Raw genomic sequence first — 23,454 nt, 5'->3', positions numbered from 1 at the left:
CTCAGAACCTCTCCGGGAAGATCAGGGCGAGGACGAGATAGCCCAGCAGGGCGACGGCCACGACCAGGCCGACGATGTTCTCGGCGGTCACAGCTTCGTCACCCCCTTGGCGACGAGGGCCACCAGCGCGAAACCCGCGAGCACGGTGACGACGAAGGCCAGATCGGCCATCGCGAACTCCTGGAGTGAGGTTCGGTTGAAACGGACGTGTACGAGGAAACCGCCTGTCCGACCGGTTCCGGTCGCCCGTTGACGGCTCCCATACGGCGGCGGTTACGGCTTTGACGGGTCTCTTACGAGCCCTGATCCATACCGGGGAGTAGCCCGCCGCGACGGTCGGTGACCCGGCTCACAGCCGGAACCGCAGCCGGCAGATCACCGCGTCGGTCTCCCGCCGTACGGCGTGCGCGACGACCGCGCCCCGCTGGTTCTGCAGCAACCGCTGCCACAGCCGCTCCGGCTCCGCCTCCGGGATCAGCACGGTGACCCGGGTGCCGGGCTCGGCGGCGGCCACCTCACGGACGTACGCGGCGATGGGGCGACCCAGGCTGCGCCGCGCACAGGACAGCCGCACCAGGGGCACACCGGGGTCCCACGCGGCCCAGGACCGCTCCAGGGCGTGCAGGTGGGCCCGGTCCTCGGGGTCCGGGTAGCACACGGTCACCGCTCGCACCTCGTCACCGAGGGAGGTGGCCGCGGTCAGCGCCTCCGACGTCAGCCGGGACAGCGAGGACACCGGGACGACCACCAGCGAGCGCTCGCGGTGCGGGGCCTGCGGGACACGGCCCAGTCCGAGCCGCTCGCCGATCCGGCCGTAGGCGCGGTGCACGGTGGTGAAGCCCAGCACCAGCAGAGGCAGCGCGACGACGATCAGCCAGGCACCCTCGGTGAACTTGCTCGCCGTGACGACGACGGTCGCGACCCCGGTGAGAACCGCACCGAACCCGTTGAGCAACGCCTTCCCGCGCCATCCGGAACCCTTGTCCAGCCGCCAGTGCCGGACCATCCCCACCTGGGCGATCGTGAAGCCGACGAAGACACCGATGGCGAACATCGGCACCAGCGTGTCGGTGTCGCCGCCGGAGAAGACCAGCAGCGCGGCCGAGACCACGGCGAGGGCCAGCACACCGTGCCGGTGCACCTGACGGTCGGCCTTCAGTGCGAAGACGTGCGGCGCGTAGTTGTCGCGGGCGAGCAGCTTCAGCAGCACCGGCAGCCCGCCGAAGGAGGTGTTCGCCGACAGCGCCAGCAGGATCATCGTCGCGAACTGGATGACGTAGAAGGCCCAGTTGTGGCCGAGGGAGGCATCCGCGAGCTGGGCGAGGACCGTGACGCCCTCGACCGGCTGGAGGTGGAAGCGCCCGATCAGCACCGACAGGCCGATCAGCATCAGCCCGAGTACGGCGCCGAGGGCGACCTCCGCGCGCTGGGCCCGGCGGACCCGCGGGACGCGGAAGGAGGGGACGGCGTTGGCGATGGCCTCGACGCCGGTCAGGGCGGAACACCCGGAAGCGAAAGCTTTCAGCAGAAGCAGCGCCCCCACGGTGGAGGCGTTGCCCGCGACGGCCGAGGCATGCCCGGCCGCGGTCACCGTGCTCACGGGGTGCGAGCGGAAGAGGCCGACGGCGATGAGGACGAAGATCGAGCCGACGAACACCACCGTCGGCACGATGAACGCCTTCGCCGACTCCACGATCCCCCGCAGATTGACGGCCGTGATCAGCGCGAGCACCCCCAGGCACAGCCACAGCCGGTCGCCGTACAGGGCGTGGAAGGCGGAGGTCAGGGCAGCCACGCCCGCCGTGACGGCGACTGCGACGTTGAGCACGTAGTCCAGCACCAGCGAGGCGGCGGCCACCAGGCTGGTCCGCGCGCCCAGATGCGTCTTCGCCACGGCGTACGAGCCACCGCCGTCCGGGAAGGCCGCGATCACCTGCCGGTAGGAGGCCACCAGCACCGTCAGCAGGGCCGCGATGGCCAGCGTCACCGGCAGCGTGAACCCGAGACCGTGGGCACCGGCGGCGGCGAGGACGAGGACGATCGACTCGGGCCCGTAGGCCACCGACGCCATCGCGTCCAGGGAGAGTGCCGCGAGCCCCGTGACGGCGGTCAGCCGGTGGCGTTCGCCGGTATCGGGCGGCTCCTCGCCGGTGGGGACGGCATCCGGCTCGGTGGTCAGGACAGACATGGGCGCGTGCTCCTTCTTCTTACGGGTGCACACAGGTTCTGTCCGGTTCGGACTCACCTCCGCTGTTGTTTGCGCCATCTTCGCGCGCAACGGGCCGCCTTTGACGGGGCCTTGACGGTCAGCCGCTGCGTGCCGGGTGCAGGGCCGCGAACGGCAGCGAGACAACCATGGTCAGGCCGCCGCCGGGGGTGTCCTCGGGGCTCAGGGTGCCGTTCATCGCCTCGGTCAGACCGCGCGCGAGGGCGAGGCCCAGGCCGAGGCCCGTGGTGTTGTCGGTGTCGCCGAGCCGCTGGAAGGGCTCGAAGAGCCGGTCGCGGCCGTCGGCCGGGAGTCCGGGGCCCCGGTCAACCACCCGCAGCTCCACTCGGCCGGCCAGGGCACTGGCGGTGACCAGCACCTTCATGCCGGGCGGGGTGTGCCGGGCGGCGTTGCCGACCAGGTTGGCGATCACCCGCTCCAGCAGCGGTGGGTCGGCCAGCACGGCCGGGATGTCCTCCACGTCCGCCACCTCGACACCGGGTACGTCCGCCAGCGCCGGGGGCAGCACCTCCTCCAGGGAGGTCGCCCGCAGGTTCAGGGTGAGGGCGCCGGCCTCCAGCCGGCTGAGGTCGAGCAGGTTCTCCACCAGGCGGTTGAGCTTGGCCATGGACTCGTCGGCGGTGGCGAGGAGTTCGTCGCGGTCCTCCTCGGAGAAGGAGACGTCCCGGCTGCGCAGGGAGGTGACGGCGGCCCACCCGGCGGCCAGCGGGGTGCGCAGGTCGTGGCCGACGGCCCGCAGCAGGGCCGTACGCAGCCGGTCGGCGGCCTTCACCGGCTCCACCTCGGCCGCCGCCTCGGCCAGCCGGGCCCGCTCCACCGCGGAGCCCACGTGCGCGGCGAACGCGGCCAGCACCCGCCGTTCGGAGGAGGAGAGGGTACGGCCGCGCAGCGCCAGCCAGGCGCCGGGTCCGGCGGGCACGGCCGTCGCACCGGTCGTCGCGTCGGGCGGCTCGCCGACCAGGTCCGCCGACTCCATGCCGAAGGTCTCGCGGGTCCGCTCCAGCAGGGCCGGGATGGTCGCCTCGCCGCGCACGATGCTGCCGGCCAGGGACGACATCGTCTCCGCCTCGGCCGTCGCCCGGGCGGAGCGGCGCGACAACCGCAGGGACCGGTCGACGACGCCGGCGACCGTGGCCGCGACGACCGCGAACACCGCCAGGGCGAGCAGGGCGTTCGGGTCGTCCAGCGTGAAGGCGCCGATGGGTGGGATGAACCAGTAGTTGAGCAGCAGGGACGCCGTCACGGAGGCGATCACCGCCGAGGCGACCCCGCCTATGCAGGCCACGCCCACCACGGCGAGCAGGAACAGCAGGGCCTCGCTGGTCAGGTTCAGCGTGCCCCGCAGCTGGGCGAGGAGGGCGGTGAGGAGGACCGGCAGCACCAGTCCGGCCACCGGGCCCGCGATCAGCCGGGCCGTCGACAGCGTGCGGCGCCTGGAGGGCAGGAGGGTGCCGAGTCCGGCCCGCTCGTGAGTGACCCGGTGCACGTCGATGTCCCCGGACAGCTCGGTGACCGTCTCTCCGGTGCCGGGCCCGGTCAGGAACCGCGCCAGCCGCCCCCGCCTGCTGGTGCCCAGCACCAGCTGGGTGGCGTTCTCGGCGCGCGCGAACTCCACCAGGGCGGTCGCCACGTCGTCGCCGACCACCGAGTGGTAACTGCCGCCGAGGTCCTCCACCAGCCGGCGCTGCCGGGCCAGCGAGGCGTGCGAGACCCCGGCCGCGAGGCCGTCGCTGCGGGCCACGTGCACGGCGAGCAGATCGCCGCCGGCGGACCGGTCGGCGATGCGGGCGGCCCGCCGTACCAGCGTGTCGCCCTCCGGCCCGCCGGTCAGCGCGACCACCACCCGCTCCCGGGTCTCCCACACCCGCCCGATCCCGTGCTGCGAGCGGTACTCCTGCAGCGCCTCGTCGACCCGGTCGGCCACCCACAGCAGCGCCAGCTGCCGCAGGGCGGTGAGATTGCCGGGCCGGAAGTAGTTGGCGAGGGCGGCGTCGATCTTCTCGGGGGCGTAGATGTTCCCGTGCGCCATGCGCCGCCGCAGCCCCTCGGGCGGCATGTCCACCAGCTCGATCTGCCAGGCCCGCCGAACGACCTCGTCCGGCACCGTCTCGTGCTGCGGCACCCCGGTGATCTTCTCGACCACGTCGTTGAGGGATTCCAGGTGCTGGATGTTCAGCGCCGTGATCACGTCGATACCGGCGTCGAGCAGGGCCTCGATGTCCTGCCAGCGCTTGGGGTTGCGGCCGTCCCCGGGGACGTTGCTGTGCGCGAACTCGTCGACGATCGCGACCTGCGGGCGCCGGGCCAGGACCGCGGCCAGGTCCATCTCCTGGAACCGTCCGCCACGGTAGGTGCAGGACGCCCGGGGGACGGTGCGCAGGCCGTCGAGCATGGCCTCCGTGCGCGGGCGTCCATGGTACTCCGCGAACCCCACCACCACGTCCGCGCCCCGCGAGGCGCGGCGCCGCCCCTCGTCGAGCATCCGGTAGGTCTTGCCGACCCCCGGGGCCGCACCGAGGTAGACCTTCAGTCGTCCGGGCCGTACGTCACTCATCGCCGCCGACGCGCTCCGCTCACCGATCCAACTCCCCCTGACAGGAGGGTTTCTCCCCCCAAGGAAGCCGCTTCGGGGGGCGGCCGGTGCGCGTGTTAGCGGTTCCTTGGCGTCGGCTCCGTGGACCTTGACACTGTCTTGACGTGACCTGGCCCGATAGGGTGAGCCCAGGTGTGCCGGGAAGTCTGGTCGGCCGGGAGTCAGGGTGGCTTCCGCAATTCCAGGGGGACGGCATGCGCAGCGTCGGCACGGTTCTCGCCCTCGTGGTCCTCGCCACGGTGGTCGCCACCTTCGCGCGCCGCTGGCGCATCCCCGCCCCCTCCCTGCTCGTGGTCGCCGGTCTCGCGGTGGCCCTGCTCCCGGGCACCCCGCAGATCCAGATCAGCCCGCAGATCATCGGCCTGGTCGTCCTCCCGCCGCTGCTGTACGCGAGCGCCGAGGACATGCCCTGGCGGGAGCTGCGGGCGGTGTGGAAGCCGGTCGGGATCCTCGCCATCGGCCTGGTGCTCGCCTCCGCGGCGGCCGTCGCGGCCGTGGCCGCCCTGGTCACCCCCCTGTCCTGGGAGATGGCGTTCGTCCTGGGCGCGGTGCTGGCCAGCACCGACCCGGTGGCGGTGACCGCGCTCGGCCGCCGGCTCGCCCTGCCGCCGAGAGTGCAGGTCCTCGTGCAGGCGGAGAGCCTGTTCAACGACGCGACCTCCCTGGTACTGGTCCGGGTGGCGGCGGGCATCGCCATCGCCTCGGCCGCCGCGAGCTGGGGCGCCGCCAGCGGCCAGTTCTTTCTGCTCGCGGGCGGCGGCACGGTGATCGGGACGGCGGTGGCCGCAGTGGTCACCCTGATCCGGCGCCGCACCGAGGACCCGGTGCTGGAGACGGTGATCGCCCTGGTCACCCCGTACGCCGCGTACCTGCTGGCCGAGGTCGCGCACACCTCCGGAGTGACGTCCTGCGTGGTGGCCGGGGTGGTGCTGGGCGGCCGCGGCGACCGCCTGACCAACGCCCGCATACGGCTCCAGCTGCACGCGGTGTACGGCACGGTCGTGTTCCTCCTGGAGAGCGTCGTCTTCAGCCTGATCGGCCTGGCTCTGCCCTCCCAGGTACGGGCCCTGGCGGACGGCGACCAGGCCTGGCCGCTGTACGCCCTGGCCGTCGCCGCCACGCTCGTCGCCGTGCGGCTGCTGTGGCTGGCGCCGCTGTCGGCGGTCGTGCAGCGCGAGGGCGGGGTCGGCCGGCTGAACTGGCGGATCCCGATGGTGCTGACCTGGGCGGGCACACGCGGCGTGATGCCGCTGGCCGCCGCGCTGTCCATACCCGAGGTCGCCAAGAACGGCAGCCCGCTCACCGACCGCCCCCTGGTGCTGGTCCTGACCACGTCCGTCGTGGTCGTCACCCTCGTCGTCCAGGGCTTCACCCTCGCCCCGGTCGTCCGCGCCTCCGGCATCGCCCTGGAGCCCGCCCACACCGCGCGCGAGGAGGCCGAGGCCCGCTCCCACCTCGCCCATGCCGGCCTCGCCCGCCTGGAGGAGCTCGCGGAGCTGGAGGTCGTGCCCGAGGTCGTCCTGGACCGGCTCCGCCGGGGCCTGACCGCCCGCCTCGACGACGCCCGCGACCGCCTCGCCGAGAGCAGGGGCGGCGTGGCCACCGAGTCCGCCGACCGGGTCTACCGCCAGCTGCGGCGCGATCTGATCGCCGTCGAGACGGGTGAACTTCAGCGGCTGTACGACGCGCATGCCATCAGCGACACGACGCGGCGGCGGTTGCAGCGGGCTTTGGACCTGGAGGAGGCCCGGCTGTCCGACACCTGAGCCGCTGCAGTGCCGTCGGCCGTCAAAGTGCCCCCAGCGCAGTCCACCGTGTGCTCCGCCGCCGTCCGCTCCCCCGTACGGCGCAACCCCTCCCCGTGCATGGGAAAACCCCACACTCTATGTCCAGCAAGCGCGTGCCGCGCCGGTCTTGACGCAAGCTTGACGCCTCCGGCGGAACGAGCCATGGGCCCGTGCGTCACCGTCTGCCTACGCTGGTGTCGCCGTATGCGTGATGGCCGGAACCCCACGCTGAGCCGCACATCAGGAGCACGCCGATGGCGACGATCGAACACCCTCCGCATACCGGTCGGCTGCGCGCCTGGATGCTGCAGGGCCTGTCCGACATGGGCAAGGCAGGTGGCCACACCGGCCCGCACGCCGAGCCGGAAGCCCCGCACAGGGGTGAGCGCTGGTACCGGGTGATGTGCCTGACCGGTGTCGACTACTTCTCCACCCTCGGCTACCAGCCCGGTATCGCGGCCCTGGCGGCCGGCCTGCTCTCCCCGGTCGCCACCCTGGTCCTCGTCGCCGTCACCCTCGCCGGCGCCCTGCCCGTCTATCGCAGGGTGGCCAAGGAGAGCCCGCACGGCGAGGGCTCCATCGCCATGCTGGAGCGGCTGCTGTCCTTCTGGAAGGGCAAGCTGTTCGTCCTGACCCTGCTGGGCTTCGCCGCCACCGACTTCCTGATCACCATCACCCTGTCGGCCGCCGACGCCTCCACCCACCTGATCGAGAACCCGCACCTGACGAGCACGCTGCACGGCGGGCAGATGCTGATCACGCTGCTGCTGGTGGCGCTGCTGGGCGCGGTGTTCCTCAAGGGCTTCCTGGAGGCGATCGGCGTCGCGTTCGCCCTGGTGGTGGTCTATCTCGCCCTGAACGCCGTGGTCGTGGTGGTCGGGCTGTGGCACGTGCTCACCGCCGGGCACGTGGTCACCGACTGGACCAGCGCCCTGACCGCCGCGCACGGCAACGTCTTCGCCATGATCGGCGTGTCCCTGCTGGTCTTCCCCAAGCTCGCGCTCGGCCTGTCCGGCTTCGAGACCGGTGTCGCCGTCATGCCGCACGTCCGGGGCGACCCGGACGACACCGAGGAGAAGCCGACCGGCCGGATCCGGGACGCGAAGAAGCTGCTCACCACGGCCGCGCTGATCATGAGCGCCTTCCTGATCACCACCAGCTTCATCACCACCGTGCTGATCCCGGCGAACGAGTTCAAGCCCGGCGGCAAGGCCAACGGCCGTGCGCTGGCGTACCTGGCGCACGAATACCTCGGCGGCGCCTTCGGCACGGTCTACGACATCTCGACCATCGCGATCCTGTGGTTCGCCGGCGCCTCCGCGATGGCCGGTCTGCTGAACCTGATGCCGCGCTATCTGCCCCGCTACGGCATGGCCCCGCACTGGGCCCGCGCGGTGCGCCCGATGGTCATCGTCTTCACGCTCATCGCCTTCCTGGTCACCTGGCTGTTCGACGCCAACGTCGACAAGCAGGGCGGCGCCTACGCCACCGGTGTGCTGGTGCTCATCAGCTCCGCGGCGATCGCGGTGACCATCGCCGCCCGCAAGGCGGGGCAGCGCAAGTGGACCATCGGGTTCGCCGTGATCTCCGCCGTGTTCCTCTACACGACCGTGGTGAACGTCATCGAGCGCCCGGACGGTGTGAAGATCGGCGCCTGCTTCATCGTCGGCATCATGCTCGTCTCCTTCCTCTCCCGGCTGGCCCGCGCCTTCGAACTGCGCGTCACGCATGTCGAGCTGGACGCCATGGCGGAACGATTCATCCGGGACATGTCGCACCGCCGTATCCGCTTCATCGCGAACAAGCCCGGCCTCCGCGACAAGGCCGAGTACCGCGACAAGATCGAGCAGATCCGGGCCGACAACGACCTGCCCGAGCAGGAGGACTTCGTCTTCGTCGAGGTCACGGTCACCGACCCCTCCGAGTTCGAGTCGGGCCTGAGCGTGCGCGGCGAGGTGCTGCACGACCGCTACCGGGTGCTCACCCTGGAGTCCTCCTCCATCTCCAACGCCCTGGCGGCCCTCCTCCTGCACGCCCGGGACATGACGGGCTGCACCCCGCACATCTACTTCGAGTGGACCGAGGGCAACCCCTTCGCCAACTTCCTCCGCTTCTTCCTCTTCGGCCAGGGCGAGGTCGCCCCGGTCACCCGCGAGGTCCTGCGCGAGGCCGAACCGAACCGGCCCCAGCGCCCCCGCGTGCACACCGGCTGAGGACCGGCCGCGCCGACCGGCGTCAGGATTCCGTCAAGATGCACCCGTATCGCGCTAGGACCCCGTAAGCAGCGGCTGCCGCACCCCGCAAGGCCGCCTAGCGTCGGCCCCATGCGACGGAGCGGACCGCCGGGCTCGGCCGGCGACCGCCACTGGCGTGGCAGCGCCCGGCTCGCGCTCACCTGCGCCCTGCTGTCCTGCGCCCTGAGCCTCCTCGTCGACTGGGACGCCGGGACCCTGACCCCCGTGCGCGCCCTGCTCTGGGTCGCCCTGTCGGCCGCGGTGTGCACCGTCCTGCTCCCCCAGCGGGTGAGCGCGGGCCCCGGCTGGCTCGCGGTACGCACGCCCTGGCGCCGGCACCTGGTCCGCACCGACGCGCTGGTCTCCGTACGGCAGTACGACGGCGTCTCCTCCCACCTGGTCCTGCGGGACGTCCACGGCCACCGCCTGGAACTCGATCCCCGCGTCCTCGCCGCCAACCCCCTGCTCTGGCACGAACTCGACACCGGCGTCCGCCGTTCCCTGGAGCGCGGAACATTGCTGCGCGGTGCGGACGTCGTGCACCGCCTGGGCCACCGCATCGACGACGAGACCGTGCAGGCGGTGCTCCGGGCTTCGGGGCTCTCCTGACTCTGGCTAACCTGCACGGGTGACCACCGAGTTGACACTGCTGTCCCGCGTCGCCTGTCGTGGGCGGGAGATCACGGCACCCCGGCTGCGCGGGCTGCTGGCCCTGCTCGCGGAGGATCTGCGCACCGGCTGCAGCACGGGCCGGCTCGTGGAGGGGCTGTGGGCGGAGGACGAGCTGCCCGAGCGGCCCGGCAAGGCGGTGCAGATCCTGGTGTCACGGCTGCGGGCGCAGCTGGGTGCCGAGCTGATCGTGAGCACGCCGACGGGCTATCGGCTGGCGCTGGACGAGCCGCGGGTGGACAGCTCCGCGCTGCTGCTGCACGAGTCGGCGGCCGCCGGGCGCGCCCGGTCCGGGGACCACGAGGGCGCGCTGGCCGAGGCGGAGGCCGGGCTGGCCCTGTGGGACGGGAACGTGGGCGCCGGAGCGGGCGAGGACCTGCACGACCCGGTGGTGGCGCTGCGCGCCGGTCGGGTCCGGGCGCACCGCGCGCTGGTCCGCTCCCGGGCGCTCGCGCTCGCCCGCCTGGGGCGGCAGGAGGAGGCCGCGGCAGCCCTGGCCGAGCTGGCGCAGGAGCTGCCGCGGGACGAGGAGGTGCTGGCGGAACTGCTGCGCTGCGAGGCCGCCACCGCCGGCCGGGCCGCCGCGCTGACCCGCTACGACACCTATCGCCGCAGGTTGCGGGACGAGCTGGGGACCGATCCCGGCACCGGCCTCAAAGCCGTGTACCAGGAGCTGCTGCGGGCGGACGCGGCGCCGGTGCGCCACGGCGTGCCGCACGACCCGAACCCGCTGCTGGGCCGGGACGCCGACCTCGCCGCCGTGACCGGGCTGCTGCGCGAGGCCCGGGTGGTCACCGTCGTCGGCCCCGGCGGACTGGGCAAGACCCGGCTCTCCCACGCGGTGAGCCGGGCGGCCGAGCAGCCCGTGGTGCACTTCGTGCCGCTGGCCGGTGTCACCGCCGACGACGACGTGCCCGGCGAGGTGGCCACGGCGGTCGGCGCCGGGGAGGGCCGGCAGTTCACCGGCGGCACGGACCCGGTGGGCGGCATCGTCGCCGCGCTGGGTGCCGGGCCGGTGCTGCTGGTGCTGGACAACTGCGAGCAGGTCATCGCCGGTGCGGCCGCCCTCGTCCAGGCGCTGGTGTCGCGGACGGGCAAGCTGCGGGTGCTGGCCACCAGCCGGGCCCCGCTGGGGCTGAGCTCGGAGTCCGTGTACGCCCTGCCGGAGCTGTCCCAGGCGACCTCGGTGGAACTCTTCACCCAGCGGGCCCGCGCCGCCCGGCCCGGCGTGGAACTGCCCCCGGGCCCGGTCGCCGAGATCTGCCGGCACCTGGACGGGCTGCCGCTCGCCGTGGAGCTCGCCGCGGCCCGGGTGCGGGTGCTCTCCGTGGCCGACATCTCCAGCCGGCTGAGGGACCGGTTCGCGCTGCTGCGCGGCGGCGCCCGCGACGCACCCGAGCGGCACCGCACCCTGCGGGCGGTGGTCGACTGGAGCTGGAACCTCCTGGAGCCCGACGGACAGGCCGCCCTGCGCGCCCTGTCCGTGTTCCCCGGGGGCTTCACCGAGGACGCGGCGGAGTACGTCCTCGGCGAGACCGGGGACGCACTGGTCCTGCTGGAACAGCTGGCCGGGCAGTCCCTGATCAAGGTCGACGACAGCCCCTCCGGAGTGCGCTTCCGCATGCTGGAGACACTGCGGGAGTTCGGCGCCGCCAAGCGTGCCGAGGCCGGCGAGGAGGAGGCGGTGACCGGCCGGTTCCTCGCCTGGGCGCGGGACTTCGGCCGCGCCCACCACGACCATTTGTTCAGCCACGACCCGGTGCCCGCCTGGTCCCGCATCCGCGCCGAGCAGGACAACCTCGTCCTCGCCGTGCGGCACGCGCTGGCCCGCGGCGACGGGCCCGCCACCGCGGCCGTCACCGCCGTACTGTCCTCTCTGTGGTCCACCGGCTCCACCTACGGCCGGCTGGCCGCGCTGGCCGCCGACACCGCGGGCCCCTTGTCCCACTTCCGGCCCGAGGACCCCGAGGACGTGGAACCGGCCCGCAGCGCGGCGGCGGTGTGCGCGGCGAGCCTCTTCATGGGCCACGGCCCGCACGCCGTACGCCAGTTGGTGACCCTGCGCCGGCTGCCGTCCGCACCGCCGGACACCGTGCTGCGGGCCCTGTCCGTCGTGCTGTGCGCCGTACCGGAGATGCGGCCGCCGGAGTTCGCCCGGCTCCGGCAGCTGTGCGAGGCCGACGAGCCGTTGCTGGCGGGCATCGCCGCGGCCGTCGCCAGCTACCTCTGGGAGGCGGGGCACGACGTGGAGCGGGCGCTGGCGAGCGCCCGCCGGATGGTCGACGCGCTCGCCCCGCTGAACAACCCGGCCATGCACCTGCTCAGCCACGGCCGGGTCAGCGAGCTGTGCCTGCAGACCGAGCGGGGCGCGGAGGCGTACGACCATCTGCGCGCCGCCCTGAGCGCACTGGACGCGTTCGGCGACACGTCGGACTCGCTCGGCGTCCGCTGGGGGCTGGCGCTGGCCTGTCTGCACAAGGGCGACATCGAAGAGGCCGAGTACTGGCTGGACCGCGCCGCCCTGGACCAGCCGCCGGACTCGGACGGGATGTTCAGCCCCGAGCTGCCGGCCAGGGCGGAGATCGCGCTGGCCCGGGGACTGACCGAGCTCGGGCTCGGGCTGTGGCGCCGGGCGGCGGAGCGGGTACGGCAGATCAGTGCCCTGTATGCCGCCGACGATCCCTTCGTGGACCCGTGGGCGCTGCAGCTGCAGTCGGCCGCCGTGGCCGCGCACGCGCTGCACGGCCGGCCGGACCCGGTCGCCGGGCTCACCGAGCAGTTGCGGGCGCGGCTGCTCGGGCTGCTGTCCGGTGCCCCGGCCGACGGCTCGCCGGCCGACGGGGCCCCGGTGGAACTGCCGGTGTACGGCACGTTGTTGCTGGCCCTCGGACACACCCGGCTGGCCCAGGGCGACCCGGCCGCCGTACGGCTGGTCGCGCTGGCCGAACGGATGCCGGTGGTACGGGAGTTCCCCACCCTGTCCCTGACCCGCTCGCGGGCAGCGGCCGAGAACGCCGACAGGGCGGCGTACACCGACGCGAGGTCGAGGTACGCCGCCCTGGGGCGGGAGGAACTGCGGGCGGAGGCACTGCGGGAGCTGACGGCGGACTGACGGGGGCTCACCCGCGTCCGCCGGTTGGCCTCGCGGCCCCGCCCCTTCCGCGTCGTCACCGCTTCGGCTCGCGAGTGAACTGCGCCTTGGACCACAGATAGCCCAGCACCGTCAGCGCCACGCACCAGGCCAGAGCCAGCACGGCGTTCTTCGTGCCGATCCCGCTGCCCAGCAGCAGCCCCCGCAGCGTCTCGATGAAGGGCGAGAACGGCTGGTACTCGGCGAACCAGCGGAACCAGCCCGGCATGGCGTTCACGGGCACGAACGCGCTGGACAGGAACGGCAGCATGACCAGCGGGGTCCCGATGTTGCTGGCGCCCTCGGGGTTGGGGCTCACCAGGCCCATGCCGACCGCGATCCAGGTCAGCGCGAGGCTGACCAGCGCCATCAGTCCGGCCGCCGCGAGCCACTCCACCGGCGTCGCGTTCGGCCGGAAGCCGATGGCCAGTCCGATGGCGAGGACGAGCACCAGAGCCATCAGCGTCTTGATCACACTGCCGATCACATGGCCGATCAGCACGGAGGCGCGGGAGATCGCCATGGTGCGGAACCGGGCCATGATGCCCTCGGTCATGTCGGTGCACACGGACACCGCGGTGCCGAGCGAGGTCATGGCCACGGTCAGGAACAGGATGCCGGGCACGAGGTAGGCGACGTAGTCGGCCCGGTTCGCGTGGCCGCCGTTGATGCCGGCGCTCATCACGTCGCCGAAGACGTAGACGAAGAGCAGCAGCAGGATGACCGGGGTGAGCAGGAGGTTCAGGGTGAGGGAGGGATAGCGGCGCGCGTGCAGGAGGTTGCGCCGCAGCATGGTGAGGTTGTCGCGGAAGGCGTAGCCGGCGGTGCTCATCGGACGGTCTCCTTGTCGGTGGTCTGCGCGGGTACGGAACTGCCGGTCAGGGCGAAGAACACGTCGTCCAGGTCGGGGGTGTGCACGGACAGCTCGTCGGCCTCGATGCCGGCGGCGTCCAGCCAGTCGAGGACGGCGCGCAGCTCGCGCTGGCTTCCGTCGCTGGGGATCTGCAGGGTGAGCGCCTCGTCGTCGCGGGTGGTCTCGCGCAGCGCGGTCGCCGCCCGCTCGTACGTCACCGGGTCGGAGAACCGCAGCCGCACATGGCCGCCGGGCACCAGCCGCTTGAGCTCGGCGGCACTGCCCTCGGCGACGATCCGGCCGCCGTTGAGCACCGCGATGCGGTCGGCGAGCTGGTCGGCCTCCTCCAGGTACTGGGTGGTGAGGAAGACGGTCGTACCGCCGGAGACCAGCTCGCGGATGATCTGCCACATGGTGTGGCGGGAGCGCGGGTCGAGGCCGGTGGTCGGCTCGTCGAGGAAGATGATCCGCGGGTTGCCGACCAGGGTCATGGCGATGTCGAGGCGGCGCTTCATGCCGCCGGAGTAGGTGGAGGCGGGCTTCTTCGCGGCCTCGACCAGGTCGAAGCGCTCCAGCAGCTCGGCCACGACCTGCCGTCCCTCCCGGCGGGAGAGGTGCTGCAGGTCGGCCATGAGCAGCATGTTCTCCTCGCCGGTGATCAGCCCGTCCACGGCGGAGAACTGCCCGGTGACCCCGATGGCCGCCCGGACCGCCTGGGCCTGGGCGGTGAGGTCGTGCCCGGCGATCCGGGCCTGGCCGCCGTCGGCGGAGATCAGCGTGGACAGGATGCTGACCACCGTGGTCTTGCCCGCGCCGTTCGGCCCGAGCAGGGAGAAGATCGTGCCGGCGGGCACCTGGATGTCGATGCCGTCGAGGACGGTCTTGTCCCCGTAGGCCTTGCGCAGCCCGGTGGCCGCGATCGCGAGTTCTTGTCCGGTCGTCGTCATGCCCCAGAGCGTGCGGCCGGCGCGGTTCAGGGCGGCTTCACCGGGGTTTCAGCCGGGCGGAAAGGGCTTCGGAGCGCTGAAACCCGCAGGTGAGCGGTGGGCAGCGGCCCGCCCTTTAGGCTTCCTCTTGTAGGAAAGTCGCTTCGGAAAGAGGTCCCGTTGAGCTTCTGGTCGATCTACCAGCACGGCTTCGCGCGCGTCGCCGCGTGCACGGGCCACACCGTCATCGCCGACCCGCCCGCCAACGCCGAGGCGGTGCTGCGCCATGCGCGCCGGTGCGCCGGGGAGGGTGTCGCCGTCGCGGTGTTCCCGGAGCTGTGCCTGTCCGGATACGCGATCGACGACCTGCTGCTGCAGGACGCGCTGCTCGACGACGTGGAGACGGCGCTCGCCTCGATCGTCGCCGGGTCGGCGGACCTGCTGCCGGTGCTGGTCGTCGGCGCCCCGCTGCGCCACCGCGACCGCATCTTCAACTGCGCGGTGCTCGTGCACCGCGGCCGGATCCTCGGCGTCGTACCGAAGTCGTACCCGCCGAACTACCGGGAGTTCTACGAGCGCCGGCAGATCGCCGGGGGCGACGCCGAGCGCGGCGGAACGATCCGGCTCGGCGGCGTGGATGTGCCCTTCGGCGTGGACCTGCTCTTCGCGGCGACGGATCTGCCCGGGCTGGTCCTGCACGCCGAGGTCTGCGAGGACATGTGGGTGCCGGTGCCGCCGAGCGCGGAGGCCGCGCTGGCCGGTGCGACCGTCCTCGTCAACCTGTCGGGCAGCCCGATCACGGTCGGCCGCGCCGAGGACCGCAAGCTGCTGTGCCGCTCCGCGTCCTCGCGCTGCCTCGCCGCGTACGTCTACGCCGCGGCCGGCCTCGGTGAGTCGACCACCGACCTGTCCTGGGACGGCCAGACCCTGATCTACGAGAACGGGGAACTGCTGGCCGAGACCGAGCGCTTCCCGCTCGGCGAGCAGTACGCGGTGGCCGACGTCGACCTCGACCTGCTGCGGCAGGAACGGCAGCGGACGGGCACCTTCGGCGACAACCGCCGCACCCATGCGGCACGGACCGACGACTTCCGCACGGTGTCCTTCGAACTCGCCCCGCCCACCACCACCGACCTCGGCCTGCGCCGCCGCGTCGAACGCTTCCCGTTCGTGCCCGCCGACGCCGACCGCCTCGCCCTGGACTGCTACGAGGCCTACAACATCCAGGTCGCGGGGTTGCAGCAGCGCCTCGCCTCGATCGGCGGCCCGAAGGTGGTCATCGGCGTCTCGGGCGGCCTGGACTCCACGCACGCCCTGATCGTCGCCGCCCGGGCGATGGACCGCGCCGGCCGCCCGCGCAGCGACATCCTGGCCTTCACCCTGCCGGGCTTCGCCACCAGCGACCACACCAAGGACAACGCCCACCGGCTGATGCGCGCCCTCGGCGTCACCGCGGCCGAGCTGGACATCACGCCCACCGCCCGGCTGATGCTGAAGGAGATCGGCCACCCCTTCGCCGCCGGCGAGCCGGTGTACGACGTCACCTTCGAGAACGTCCAGGCGGGCCTGCGCACCGACTACCTGTTCCGCCTCGCCAACCAGCGCGGCGGCATCGTGCTCGGCACCGGCGACCTCTCCGAGCTGGCGCTCGGCTGGTCGACGTACGGCGTCGGCGACCAGATGAGCCACTACAACGTCAACTCCGGCGTTCCCAAGACACTGATCCAGCACCTCATCCGCTGGGTCGTCGGCAGCGAGCAGTTCGACGAGGAGACCGGCAAGATCCTCACCGCGATCCTCGACACGGAGATCAGCCCCGAACTCGTACCGGGCGATGAGATGCAGTCCACCGAGTCCAAGATCGGCCCGTACGCGCTGCACGACTTCACCCTCTTCCACGTGCTGCGCTACGGCTTCCGCCCCGCCAAGATCGCCTTCCTCGCCTGGCACGCCTGGCACGACCGCGAGAACGGCGCCTGGCCACCCGGCTTCCCGGAGGACGAGCGGGGCACGTACGACCTCGCCGCCATCCGCCACTGGCTGGAGGTCTTCATCCGCCGCTTCTTCGCCTTCTCCCAGTTCAAGCGCTCGGCCATGCCGAACGGCCCGAAGGTCTCGGCAGGCGGTTCGCTCTCGCCGCGCGGCGACTGGCGGGCCCCGTCGGACGGGACGGCGCAGGCGTGGTTGCGGGACCTGGAGCGGGTCGACTTGAAGGAGGCCGAGGCGTAGCGCCCGGAGCTGCTGGGCGGATTCACGCGCGCACGCCGGAAAGCACACGCAGGACGAGCGCGAGGTCGTCGGGATCGGCCGCGAGCCGGACCGGCGTACCCGCGTCGTCGAGCTCGGCGATGTGCCAGCTGTGCGGAACGAGGTCACCTTCCTCACCCCGCGGCCGCCGCACACCCTGAACGGTGAGCCGTCCCACCGGGATCCGCCGCGCCGCGAACCGCCCCGGCCCGGGGTGCGGCGTCACGGCGGGTCCGTCGGCGCCGAGCACGATGTGGGTACCGAAGCCGTGCGGGTTGTAGTCGGTTTCCTCCAGGAAACGCGCGGGCAGGAACACCTCGCCGTCGGTGGGGAGTTCGGGTGCCGCAAAGTCACCGGGCGTGGGGATCCGCGTCGCCCGCCACGCCCAGCCGGACAGCGCCACGCTGACCGGCGTGCCCACCGCCCACCAGGCGATCGTCCCCGGCGAGCCGAACAGGGACACGGGGTGCCGGTAGCAGAGCGGGAGGAGCCACACCGCCGTGCCGAGGAGGGGGACGAGGAACGGCAGCGGTGACGGCTGGACCTCGTCCTTCGGTCGCCGGCGCCCGCGCGCCCGCAGCAGCAGCCGGGCCCCTGGCCAGCCCGCGGCCAGCACGCACCCGGCCGCGACGACGGCCTGGCTGCCCCCGGTGGCCACATGCTCGTGCCAGGCGTACCGTGCCCCGGCGACCTTCATCACCTGACCCCGCCACACGGTCAGCCGCACCCGGTCACCGGCCGCGAAGGTCTCGGCCGCGTCGTACGACACCCAGAGCCGGTCCAGCGGACGGCCGTCGGTGAAGTACAGGCGGCCGCCCTGCTTGGGCGAATGCGGATCGGTCCGCTCGATCACGGCCGGGAGGGTGCGCAGGCAGTCGTTCCCGCGCGTACCGGCGGCGCAGGGCCGGGCCGCGCGCCAGGCCCGCTCGTCCGCGGTGACGGCCGGCACGAACCAGGCGGCCACCCCCGCGCACACCAGCAGCAGCGCGCAGACCACGAGTTGACCGACCTTGCTGTTCATGTCTCGGATTGTGACCGCGCCGGGCCGAACGGTCTTGTACCGGATCCGGCAACGAGGAGACGGCCGGCACTGCCGTGATCTCGCGTCAGGTGTTCCACGTCTCGTCGTACGGATCGTGCGGCACCGGGACCGGCTTCGCCGAGGTGACCTTCAGGTAGGGGATGGGGCCGTTGTTGACGGGGTCCCGCATGAGCCTGGGCGTGTACGTGCCGGTCGCCTCCAGCCAGGCGTCCGGGCGCAGGACCGGGGGCAGGTTGCCGGTGAGGGCGATCTTGATCGGCTGGGCGTCCGCGGCACAGCAGTTGAGGGCCATGCGGACCAGGTACGGCGCGCCCGAGTGGTCGAGGGCGAGGAATCCGGTGACGCGGACCGTACGGCCCTGCAGGGAACGGCCGTGGCCGTAGGCCGCGCGGGAGGCGTAGTCGATCACGGACAGCGGGGCCGGGTCGGCGGCGGGCAGCCTGCCGTAGGTGAACGGCTTCTGCAGGGCCGTACCGGAGCGCAGGGCGCTGTAGGAGCCGAGGGCGGGCGGGGCGATGAGGATGAGGGCGAGGAGGGGGAGCAACAGGAGCCAGGAGACCCGGGGTTCGGGGTGGTGGTCGTGGGTCTCGGCGGCGGCAGCCCTGGCGCGTCGGCGTTCGTACCAGACCGTTGCCAGCGCCGCCGCGATCAGTACCGCGCCCGAGGCCAGCAGCAGTGGGCGCAGGCCCTCCTTGACGTACCGGAGGTAGAGGTCGGTGCTGCCCGCGTGGAGGAGGGCGGCGCCGAGCAGGAACATGACGGCGGCCTGGGACTGGCGGTTCACAGGAGCACCGTCCCCGTGACGAGCGCGCCCGTGATCGCCAGCGCGAAGGTGGCGGGCGCGAAGCGGAGGGCGAAGGTACGGCCGAAGGTGCCGGCCTGCATCGCGAACAGCTTGAGGTCGATCATCGGGCCCACCACCAGGAACACCAGCTTGGCCGTCAGGGAGAACTGGGTGAGGGAGGCCGCGACGAACGCGTCCGCCTCCGAGCAGATGGACAGGAGTACGGCGAGGACGGCCAGGGCCAGCACGGAAAAGACGGGGTTTCCGGCCGCCGTGCGCAGCCAGTCCGCCGGGGTCGCCGCCTTCAGCGTGGCCGCGGCCATCGCCCCGAGCACCAGGAAGCCGCCCGCGTGCATGGTGTCGTGCCGTACCGAGTTCCAGAACGCCTCCCCCTTGGTCGCGCCCTCGTGCGCGCCGTGGGCCGGCGGGCGCAGCCAGTCGGTGCGGCCCAGCCGCTGCCACAGCCAGCCCATCGCGCACGCCACCAGCAGGCTCGCCAGGAACCGGGCCAGCACCATCTCGGGGTTGCGCGGGAAGGCGACGGCGGTGGCGGTCAGCACGATCGGGTTGATCGCGGGGGCGGAGAGGAGGAAGGCGAGCGCGGCGGCCGGGGTGACTCCCCTGCGGACGAGGGCGCCCGCCACCGGCACCGAGGCGCACTCGCAGCCCGGCAGCACCGCGCCCGCGATCCCGGCGACCGGGACGGCCAGGGCGGGGCGGCGCGGGAGGGCGCGGGCGAAGAAGGACGGCGGCACGAACACCGCGATCGCCGCCGACAGCAGCACGCCGAGGACGAGGAAGGGCAGGGCCTGGACCGTCACCGCGACGAACACCGTCATCCAGCTCTGCATCAGCGGGGTGCCGAGCAGCCCGCGGATCGGGGACTGGGCGAGCACCGCGAGGAGCAGAGTCAGCGTCAGTACGAGGGGGGAGCTGAGCCGGCGGCCCTCCGGACCGGGCGGGGGGCTGACCTCCGCGCTGGGCGGGGCGTCTTCCGTGATGGCCACGTGCGGTTACCTCCGGCTGGCTGTCCTCATTCGCTCCCTCCCCTTCGGTACGCGAGTCGTCCCCGGGGTGTTCACACCGTTGCTGGAACCACTCCTCTCCTTGGGGCAGTCTTTTCCCTCGTGGGGAGCGTTCCGTATCAAGGTGGGCCCAGGGCCCCGCACATGGTGGTGTGCGGCGACGACGGACTCGCGCACCGGCTGGCCGCCGAGTTGCGCGGAGTCTACGGCGAGCAGGTCACCCTTGTGGTACCGCCGAACGAGCGCACCGCCAGACCTCCGGTGGTCGGACGGGCCCGGTCCGCTTCGGCCGCGCTGTTCGACCGCGTGGTCAGCGCCACGGTCGGCCGCGGCGGCACCGGATCAGGGTCCGGGTCCGGATCAGGGTCCGGATCGGGTTCCGGGTCCGGATCGGGTTCCGGGTCCGGATCGGGTTCCGGGTCCAGGTCCGGCTCCGGGTCCAGGTCCGGCTCCGGATCGACCGCTACGGCCGCCGGCACCGGCAGCACCGGTAGCACGGGCAGCACCGCCGGCGGCGGCAACGGCGGTGAGGCCGCACGAGTGCTGGAAGCCGCCGAGATCACCGAGTCCGTGCTGGCCCAGGCCGAAGTGGAACGGGCCGCCGCGCTCGCCCTCGTCTTCGACGACGACGAGACCAACATCCGGGCCGCGCTGACCGCCCGCCGGCTCAACCCCCGGCTGCGGCTCGTCCTCCGGCTCTACAACCGGCGGTTGGGCCAGCACATCGAGGAACTCCTCGACCAGGCCGCCGCGTTGGCCGCCGGCAACGGCGAGGGCGGCTCGGACGCGTCCACCACCGTGCTGTCCGACGCCGACACCGCCGCACCCGCACTGGCCGCCACCGCCGTCGCCGGCACCAGCAAGGTCGTGCAGACCGAGGGGCTGCTGCTGCGGGCCGTCGAACGGCCGTCGGCCGACACCGGACTGTGCACCCTCGCCCTGCTCTCCCCGCCGGGCACGGATCCCCAGGCCGTGGACCAGGAGCCCCGGCTGCTGCCGGACGACGACGAGGTACGGCAGGCCGCGGGGCGGGCGGCCGTGGTGCTGGAGCAGGTGTCCTCGGCGAACGGCGGGGAGCCGGCCGCGCCCGGCCGTGGCGGGGTGCCACCGCTCGCCTCGCTGTTCTCCCGGCGGCTGCGCTGGTCGCTGGCCGGCATGGTGGCCTGCGTGGTCGCGCTCGCCGTCGCGCTGTGGGTGGTCACCGGGATGCATCCGCTCAGCGCCTTCTATCTGACCCTGCTGGACCTCTTCGCGATCGACAACCCGGCCATCGGCGCGCCGTTGGGCCGGCAGATCCTGCAACTCCTTTCCGGACTGGTCGGTCTGCTGCTGCTTCCGGTGCTGCTGGCGGCCGTGCTGGAGGCGCTGGGCACCTTCCGCACGGCCTCCGCCCTGCGCAAACCGCCGCGCGGGCTCGGCGGGCATGTGGTGCTGCTCGGGCTGGGGAAGATCGGCACCCGGGTGCTGACCCGGCTGCGCGAGCTGAACATCCCCGTGGTGTGCGTCGAGTCCGACCCGGACGCGCGGGGCCTCGCGACCGCCCGGCGGCTGCGGGTGCCCGTGGTGCTCGGGGACGTCACCCAGGAAGGGGTGCTGGAGTCCGCCAAGATCCACCGGGCGTACGCGCTGCTCGCGGTCACCAGCGCGGACACCACGAACCTGGAGGCCGTGCTGTACGCGCGGAGCGTGCGGCCCGATCTGCGGGTGGTGCTGCGGCTGTACGACGACGACTTCGCCACCGCGGTGTACCGCACCCTGCGGGCCGCCTACCCGCACGCCCTCACCCGGAGCCGGAGCGTCACGCATCTGGCCGCCCCCGCGTTCGCCGGGGCGATGCTGGGGCGGCAGGTGCTGGGCGCCATCGCGGTGGAGCGGCGGGTGCTGCTGTTCGCCGCAGTGGACGTCGCCGGGCATCCCCAGCTGGAGGGGCGGACCGTACGGGACGCTTTCCGGGCCGGGTCCTGGCGGGTGCTGGCACTGGAGGGGCGGGCGGACACGGCACCGGACCATGTGCTGGTCAAGGGGGACCGGGTGGTGGTCGCCGCCACCCGCCGAGGCCTCGCAGAGCTGCGCTGACCCCTGCTCAGACAGCGCCCAGGTGCCGGGCCGCGAAGTCCGTCTCCAGTCTCACCTGCTTGATCCGCTCGTCCACCACCAGGGAGCCGTGCCCGGCGTCGTAGCGGTACACCTCGTGGATCGCGCCTCTCGTCTCCAGCCGCTTGACGTAGTTGTCGATCTGGCGGATCGGGCAGCGCGGGTCGTTGACGCCCGCCGAGATGTAGACCGGGGCCTTGACCGCGTCGACGTACGTGAGCGGGGACGAGGCCTCGAAGCGCTCGGGGACCTCCTCGGGGGTGCCGCCCAGCAGGGTGCGGTCCATGGCCTTCAGGGCCTCCATCTCGTCGTGGTACGCGGTGACGTAGTCCGCGACGGGCACGACCGCGATGCCCACCGTCCACGCCTCGGGCTGGGTGCCGAGGCCGAGCAGGGTGAGATAGCCGCCCCAGGAGGCGCCGGTGAGGATCAGCCGGGCGGGGTCGGCGAGGCCGGAGGAGACCGCCCAGTCGCGGACCGCGGCCACGTCCTCCAGCTCGATCAGGCCGACCCGGTGCTTCAGGGCGTCGGTCCAGGCGCGGCCGTAGCCGGTGGAGCCGCGGTAGTTGATGCGGATCACCGCATACCCCTGGTCGACCCAGGCGGCCGGGCCCGCGGCGAAGGAGTCGCTGTCGTGCCAGGTCGGGCCGCCGTGCAGGTCGAAGACCGTGGGCAGCGGGCCGGTGGCGCCCGCCGGCTTCTGGACCAGGGCGTGGATACGGCCGCCGGGGCCCTCCACCCACACGTCCTCCACCGGCACCGACGGCGGACAGGCCATGCCGGGCGGGTCCAGGACCACACCGCCGGAGGTGGACCGCACCGCCGGCGGCTCGGCGGCCGACGACCACAGGTACTCGACACTCCCGTCCGGGCGGGCGGTGGCGCCGGAGACCGTGCCGGGCGGAGTGGGGATGCGGGTCAGCTCACGGCTCGCCAGGTCGTAGCGGAACAGCTCGCTGCGGGCCTCGAAGCCATGGACGATCAGCAGGGCCGAGCCGTCCGGGTACCACTCGGCGCTGACGTCGCCCGGCAGGTCCAGGGCGAGGTCCGTCTCCTCGCCCGTCGCCACGTCCCACACCAGCGGCTCCCAGCGGCCCCGGCGCTGATGGCCGATGAGCAGCCGGGTGTCGCCGTCCACCGGTGCGAAGCCCAGCACCTCCAGGCCCAGCTCCTCGGTGCCGCCCTTGGTGTCGTCCAGCTCGGCGACCGGCGTGCCGTCCGGGCGGAGCACGCGCAGCGCCGCGTGCATGGCGTCGCCGTGCTCGGTGTGCTCGACGGCGATCAGCGAGCCGTCGTGCGAGAGGTCGCCGACGCCCGCCGACTCGCGGTGCCGGTAGATCTCGACCGGGTCCTCGCCCTCGCGCGCGAGGTGGATCGTCGTGCCCTCGTCGTCCGTGGAGCGGCCGACGACCGCCGTGCGCCCGTCCCGGGACAGGGCGAGCCCGGCCGGATAGGAGGGATCGAGGCCGGGGACGGCCGGCTCGTCCTCGCCTCCCCCGAAGGGCTGGCGGCGCCAGATGCCGAACTCGTCGCCGTCCTTGTCGTCGAACCACCAGATCCAGGCGCCGTCCGGGGAGAGCGCGCCGTCCGTCGTGCCGTTCGGCCGGTGCGTCGCCTGCCGCTGCCCGCCCGTCGCGCGGTCCCACGCGTACAGCTCGTACGTGCCCGTCGCGTTCGACACGAACAGGGAGCGGTCCGGTGCGTCCTCCGCCCAGTCGGGCAGGGACACCCGCGGCGCCCGGAAGCGCTTCTCCCAGTCCGGCATGCCGGCCGTGTCCCGCACGCCCGGCTCGTTGCTCTCACTCATCGCCCCAGTCATGCGCCCATACTGCCTGGCCGCGCC

At 73.0% G+C, this 23,454-nt stretch carries 15 protein-coding genes; 6 read left to right on the top strand and 9 right to left on the bottom strand.

Annotated elements, in window-relative coordinates:
• Position 1: 1 nt before the first annotated feature.
• The 3 genes from kdpF to ACWCQS_RS34135 all read right to left on the bottom strand — a co-directional run bounded on the left by kdpF (position 2) and on the right by ACWCQS_RS34135 (position 4,781).
• Positions 2-91: a K(+)-transporting ATPase subunit F gene (gene kdpF / locus ACWCQS_RS34145; protein ID WP_016434100.1), complete on the bottom strand. Its 90-nt coding sequence runs from the start codon at positions 89-91 to the stop codon at positions 2-4.
• A 258-nt stretch (positions 92-349) separates the two neighbouring features.
• Positions 350-2,188, bottom strand: a complete 1,839-nt coding sequence (locus ACWCQS_RS34140) for an APC family permease (RefSeq protein WP_451008048.1) — start codon at positions 2,186-2,188, stop codon at positions 350-352.
• Positions 2,189-2,306: 118 nt separating this feature from the next.
• A complete protein-coding gene (locus tag ACWCQS_RS34135; RefSeq protein ID WP_451008047.1) occupies positions 2,307-4,781 on the bottom strand; it encodes an ATP-binding protein in 2,475 nt (824 codons plus the stop codon).
• Between the two features lie 233 nt (positions 4,782-5,014).
• Between ACWCQS_RS34135 and ACWCQS_RS34130 the strand changes: the two genes are divergently transcribed.
• The 4 genes from ACWCQS_RS34130 to ACWCQS_RS34115 all read left to right on the top strand — a co-directional run bounded on the left by ACWCQS_RS34130 (position 5,015) and on the right by ACWCQS_RS34115 (position 12,622).
• A complete protein-coding gene (locus ACWCQS_RS34130; RefSeq protein ID WP_451008046.1) occupies positions 5,015-6,586 on the top strand; it encodes a Na+/H+ antiporter in 1,572 nt (523 codons plus the stop codon).
• A gap of 275 nt (positions 6,587-6,861) precedes the next feature.
• Positions 6,862-8,820, top strand: a complete 1,959-nt coding sequence (locus ACWCQS_RS34125; RefSeq protein WP_451008045.1) for an amino acid transporter — start codon at positions 6,862-6,864, stop codon at positions 8,818-8,820.
• 111 nt (positions 8,821-8,931) lie between these two features.
• Entirely contained in the window at positions 8,932-9,450 is a 519-nt protein-coding gene (locus ACWCQS_RS34120; protein WP_451008044.1) for a hypothetical protein, read from the top strand.
• Positions 9,451-9,469: 19 nt separating this feature from the next.
• Entirely contained in the window at positions 9,470-12,622 is a 3,153-nt protein-coding gene (locus ACWCQS_RS34115) for an ATP-binding protein (protein WP_451008043.1), read from the top strand.
• A gap of 55 nt (positions 12,623-12,677) precedes the next feature.
• On the opposite strand, the gene ACWCQS_RS34110 is transcribed toward ACWCQS_RS34115, so the two are convergent.
• Positions 12,678-13,472, bottom strand: a complete 795-nt coding sequence (locus ACWCQS_RS34110; RefSeq protein WP_451008042.1) for an ABC transporter permease — start codon at positions 13,470-13,472, stop codon at positions 12,678-12,680.
• Entirely contained in the window at positions 13,469-14,440 is a 972-nt protein-coding gene (locus tag ACWCQS_RS34105; RefSeq protein ID WP_388623509.1) for an ATP-binding cassette domain-containing protein, read from the bottom strand. Before ACWCQS_RS34105 ends, ACWCQS_RS34110 begins: the two co-directional genes overlap by 4 nt.
• A 159-nt stretch (positions 14,441-14,599) precedes the next feature.
• On the opposite strand from ACWCQS_RS34105, the gene ACWCQS_RS34100 reads away from it, so the two are divergent.
• Positions 14,600-16,648 carry an NAD(+) synthase gene (locus ACWCQS_RS34100; RefSeq protein ID WP_451008041.1) on the top strand — a complete coding sequence of 683 codons (2,049 nt, stop codon included), beginning with the start codon at positions 14,600-14,602 and terminating at the stop codon, positions 16,646-16,648.
• A 22-nt stretch (positions 16,649-16,670) separates the two neighbouring features.
• Here the strand turns inward: ACWCQS_RS34100 and ACWCQS_RS34095 are convergent, their stop codons facing one another.
• The 3 genes from ACWCQS_RS34095 to ACWCQS_RS34085 all read right to left on the bottom strand — a co-directional run bounded on the left by ACWCQS_RS34095 (position 16,671) and on the right by ACWCQS_RS34085 (position 19,499).
• Positions 16,671-17,687 carry a hypothetical protein gene (locus ACWCQS_RS34095; protein ID WP_451008040.1) on the bottom strand — a complete coding sequence of 339 codons (1,017 nt, stop codon included), beginning with the start codon at positions 17,685-17,687 and terminating at the stop codon, positions 16,671-16,673.
• Positions 17,688-17,772: 85 nt separating this feature from the next.
• A complete protein-coding gene (locus ACWCQS_RS34090; protein ID WP_451008039.1) occupies positions 17,773-18,492 on the bottom strand; it encodes a TIGR03943 family putative permease subunit in 720 nt (239 codons plus the stop codon).
• Entirely contained in the window at positions 18,489-19,499 is a 1,011-nt protein-coding gene (locus ACWCQS_RS34085) for a permease (protein ID WP_451008038.1), read from the bottom strand. Before ACWCQS_RS34085 ends, ACWCQS_RS34090 begins: the two co-directional genes overlap by 4 nt.
• Positions 19,500-19,661: 162 nt before the next feature.
• Here ACWCQS_RS34085 and ACWCQS_RS34080 point away from each other — a divergent pair, with 162 nt between their 5' ends.
• Complete coding sequence (locus tag ACWCQS_RS34080; protein ID WP_451008037.1) at positions 19,662-21,593, top strand: NAD-binding protein; 1,932 nt, start codon at positions 19,662-19,664, stop codon at positions 21,591-21,593.
• A gap of 7 nt (positions 21,594-21,600) precedes the next feature.
• Here the strand turns inward: ACWCQS_RS34080 and ACWCQS_RS34075 are convergent, their stop codons facing one another.
• Positions 21,601-23,418, bottom strand: a complete 1,818-nt coding sequence (locus ACWCQS_RS34075; RefSeq protein ID WP_451008036.1) for a prolyl oligopeptidase family serine peptidase — start codon at positions 23,416-23,418, stop codon at positions 21,601-21,603.
• Positions 23,419-23,454 lie beyond the last annotated feature (36 nt).

The organism is Streptomyces sp. NPDC002076 (assembly GCF_053593835.1).
The sequence above is the reverse complement of the archived record's forward strand: the minus strand, read 5'-3'. Positions and strand labels throughout refer to the sequence as shown.

Coding starts and splice junctions, on each gene's coding strand:
- ACWCQS_RS34135 (WP_451008047.1), bottom strand. CDS start 4,781: ATGAGTGACGTACGGCCCGGACGACTGAAGGTCTACCTCGGTGCGGCC.
- ACWCQS_RS34125 (WP_451008045.1), top strand. CDS start 6,862: ATGGCGACGATCGAACACCCTCCGCATACCGGTCGGCTGCGCGCCTGG.
- ACWCQS_RS34080 (WP_451008037.1), top strand. CDS start 19,662: ATGGTGGTGTGCGGCGACGACGGACTCGCGCACCGGCTGGCCGCCGAG.
- ACWCQS_RS34140 (WP_451008048.1), bottom strand. CDS start 2,188: ATGTCTGTCCTGACCACCGAGCCGGATGCCGTCCCCACCGGCGAGGAG.
- ACWCQS_RS34095 (WP_451008040.1), bottom strand. CDS start 17,687: ATGAACAGCAAGGTCGGTCAACTCGTGGTCTGCGCGCTGCTGCTGGTG.
- ACWCQS_RS34130 (WP_451008046.1), top strand. CDS start 5,015: ATGCGCAGCGTCGGCACGGTTCTCGCCCTCGTGGTCCTCGCCACGGTG.
- ACWCQS_RS34075 (WP_451008036.1), bottom strand. CDS start 23,418: ATGAGTGAGAGCAACGAGCCGGGCGTGCGGGACACGGCCGGCATGCCG.
- ACWCQS_RS34105 (WP_388623509.1), bottom strand. CDS start 14,440: ATGACGACGACCGGACAAGAACTCGCGATCGCGGCCACCGGGCTGCGC.
- ACWCQS_RS34110 (WP_451008042.1), bottom strand. CDS start 13,472: ATGAGCACCGCCGGCTACGCCTTCCGCGACAACCTCACCATGCTGCGG.
- ACWCQS_RS34120 (WP_451008044.1), top strand. CDS start 8,932: ATGCGACGGAGCGGACCGCCGGGCTCGGCCGGCGACCGCCACTGGCGT.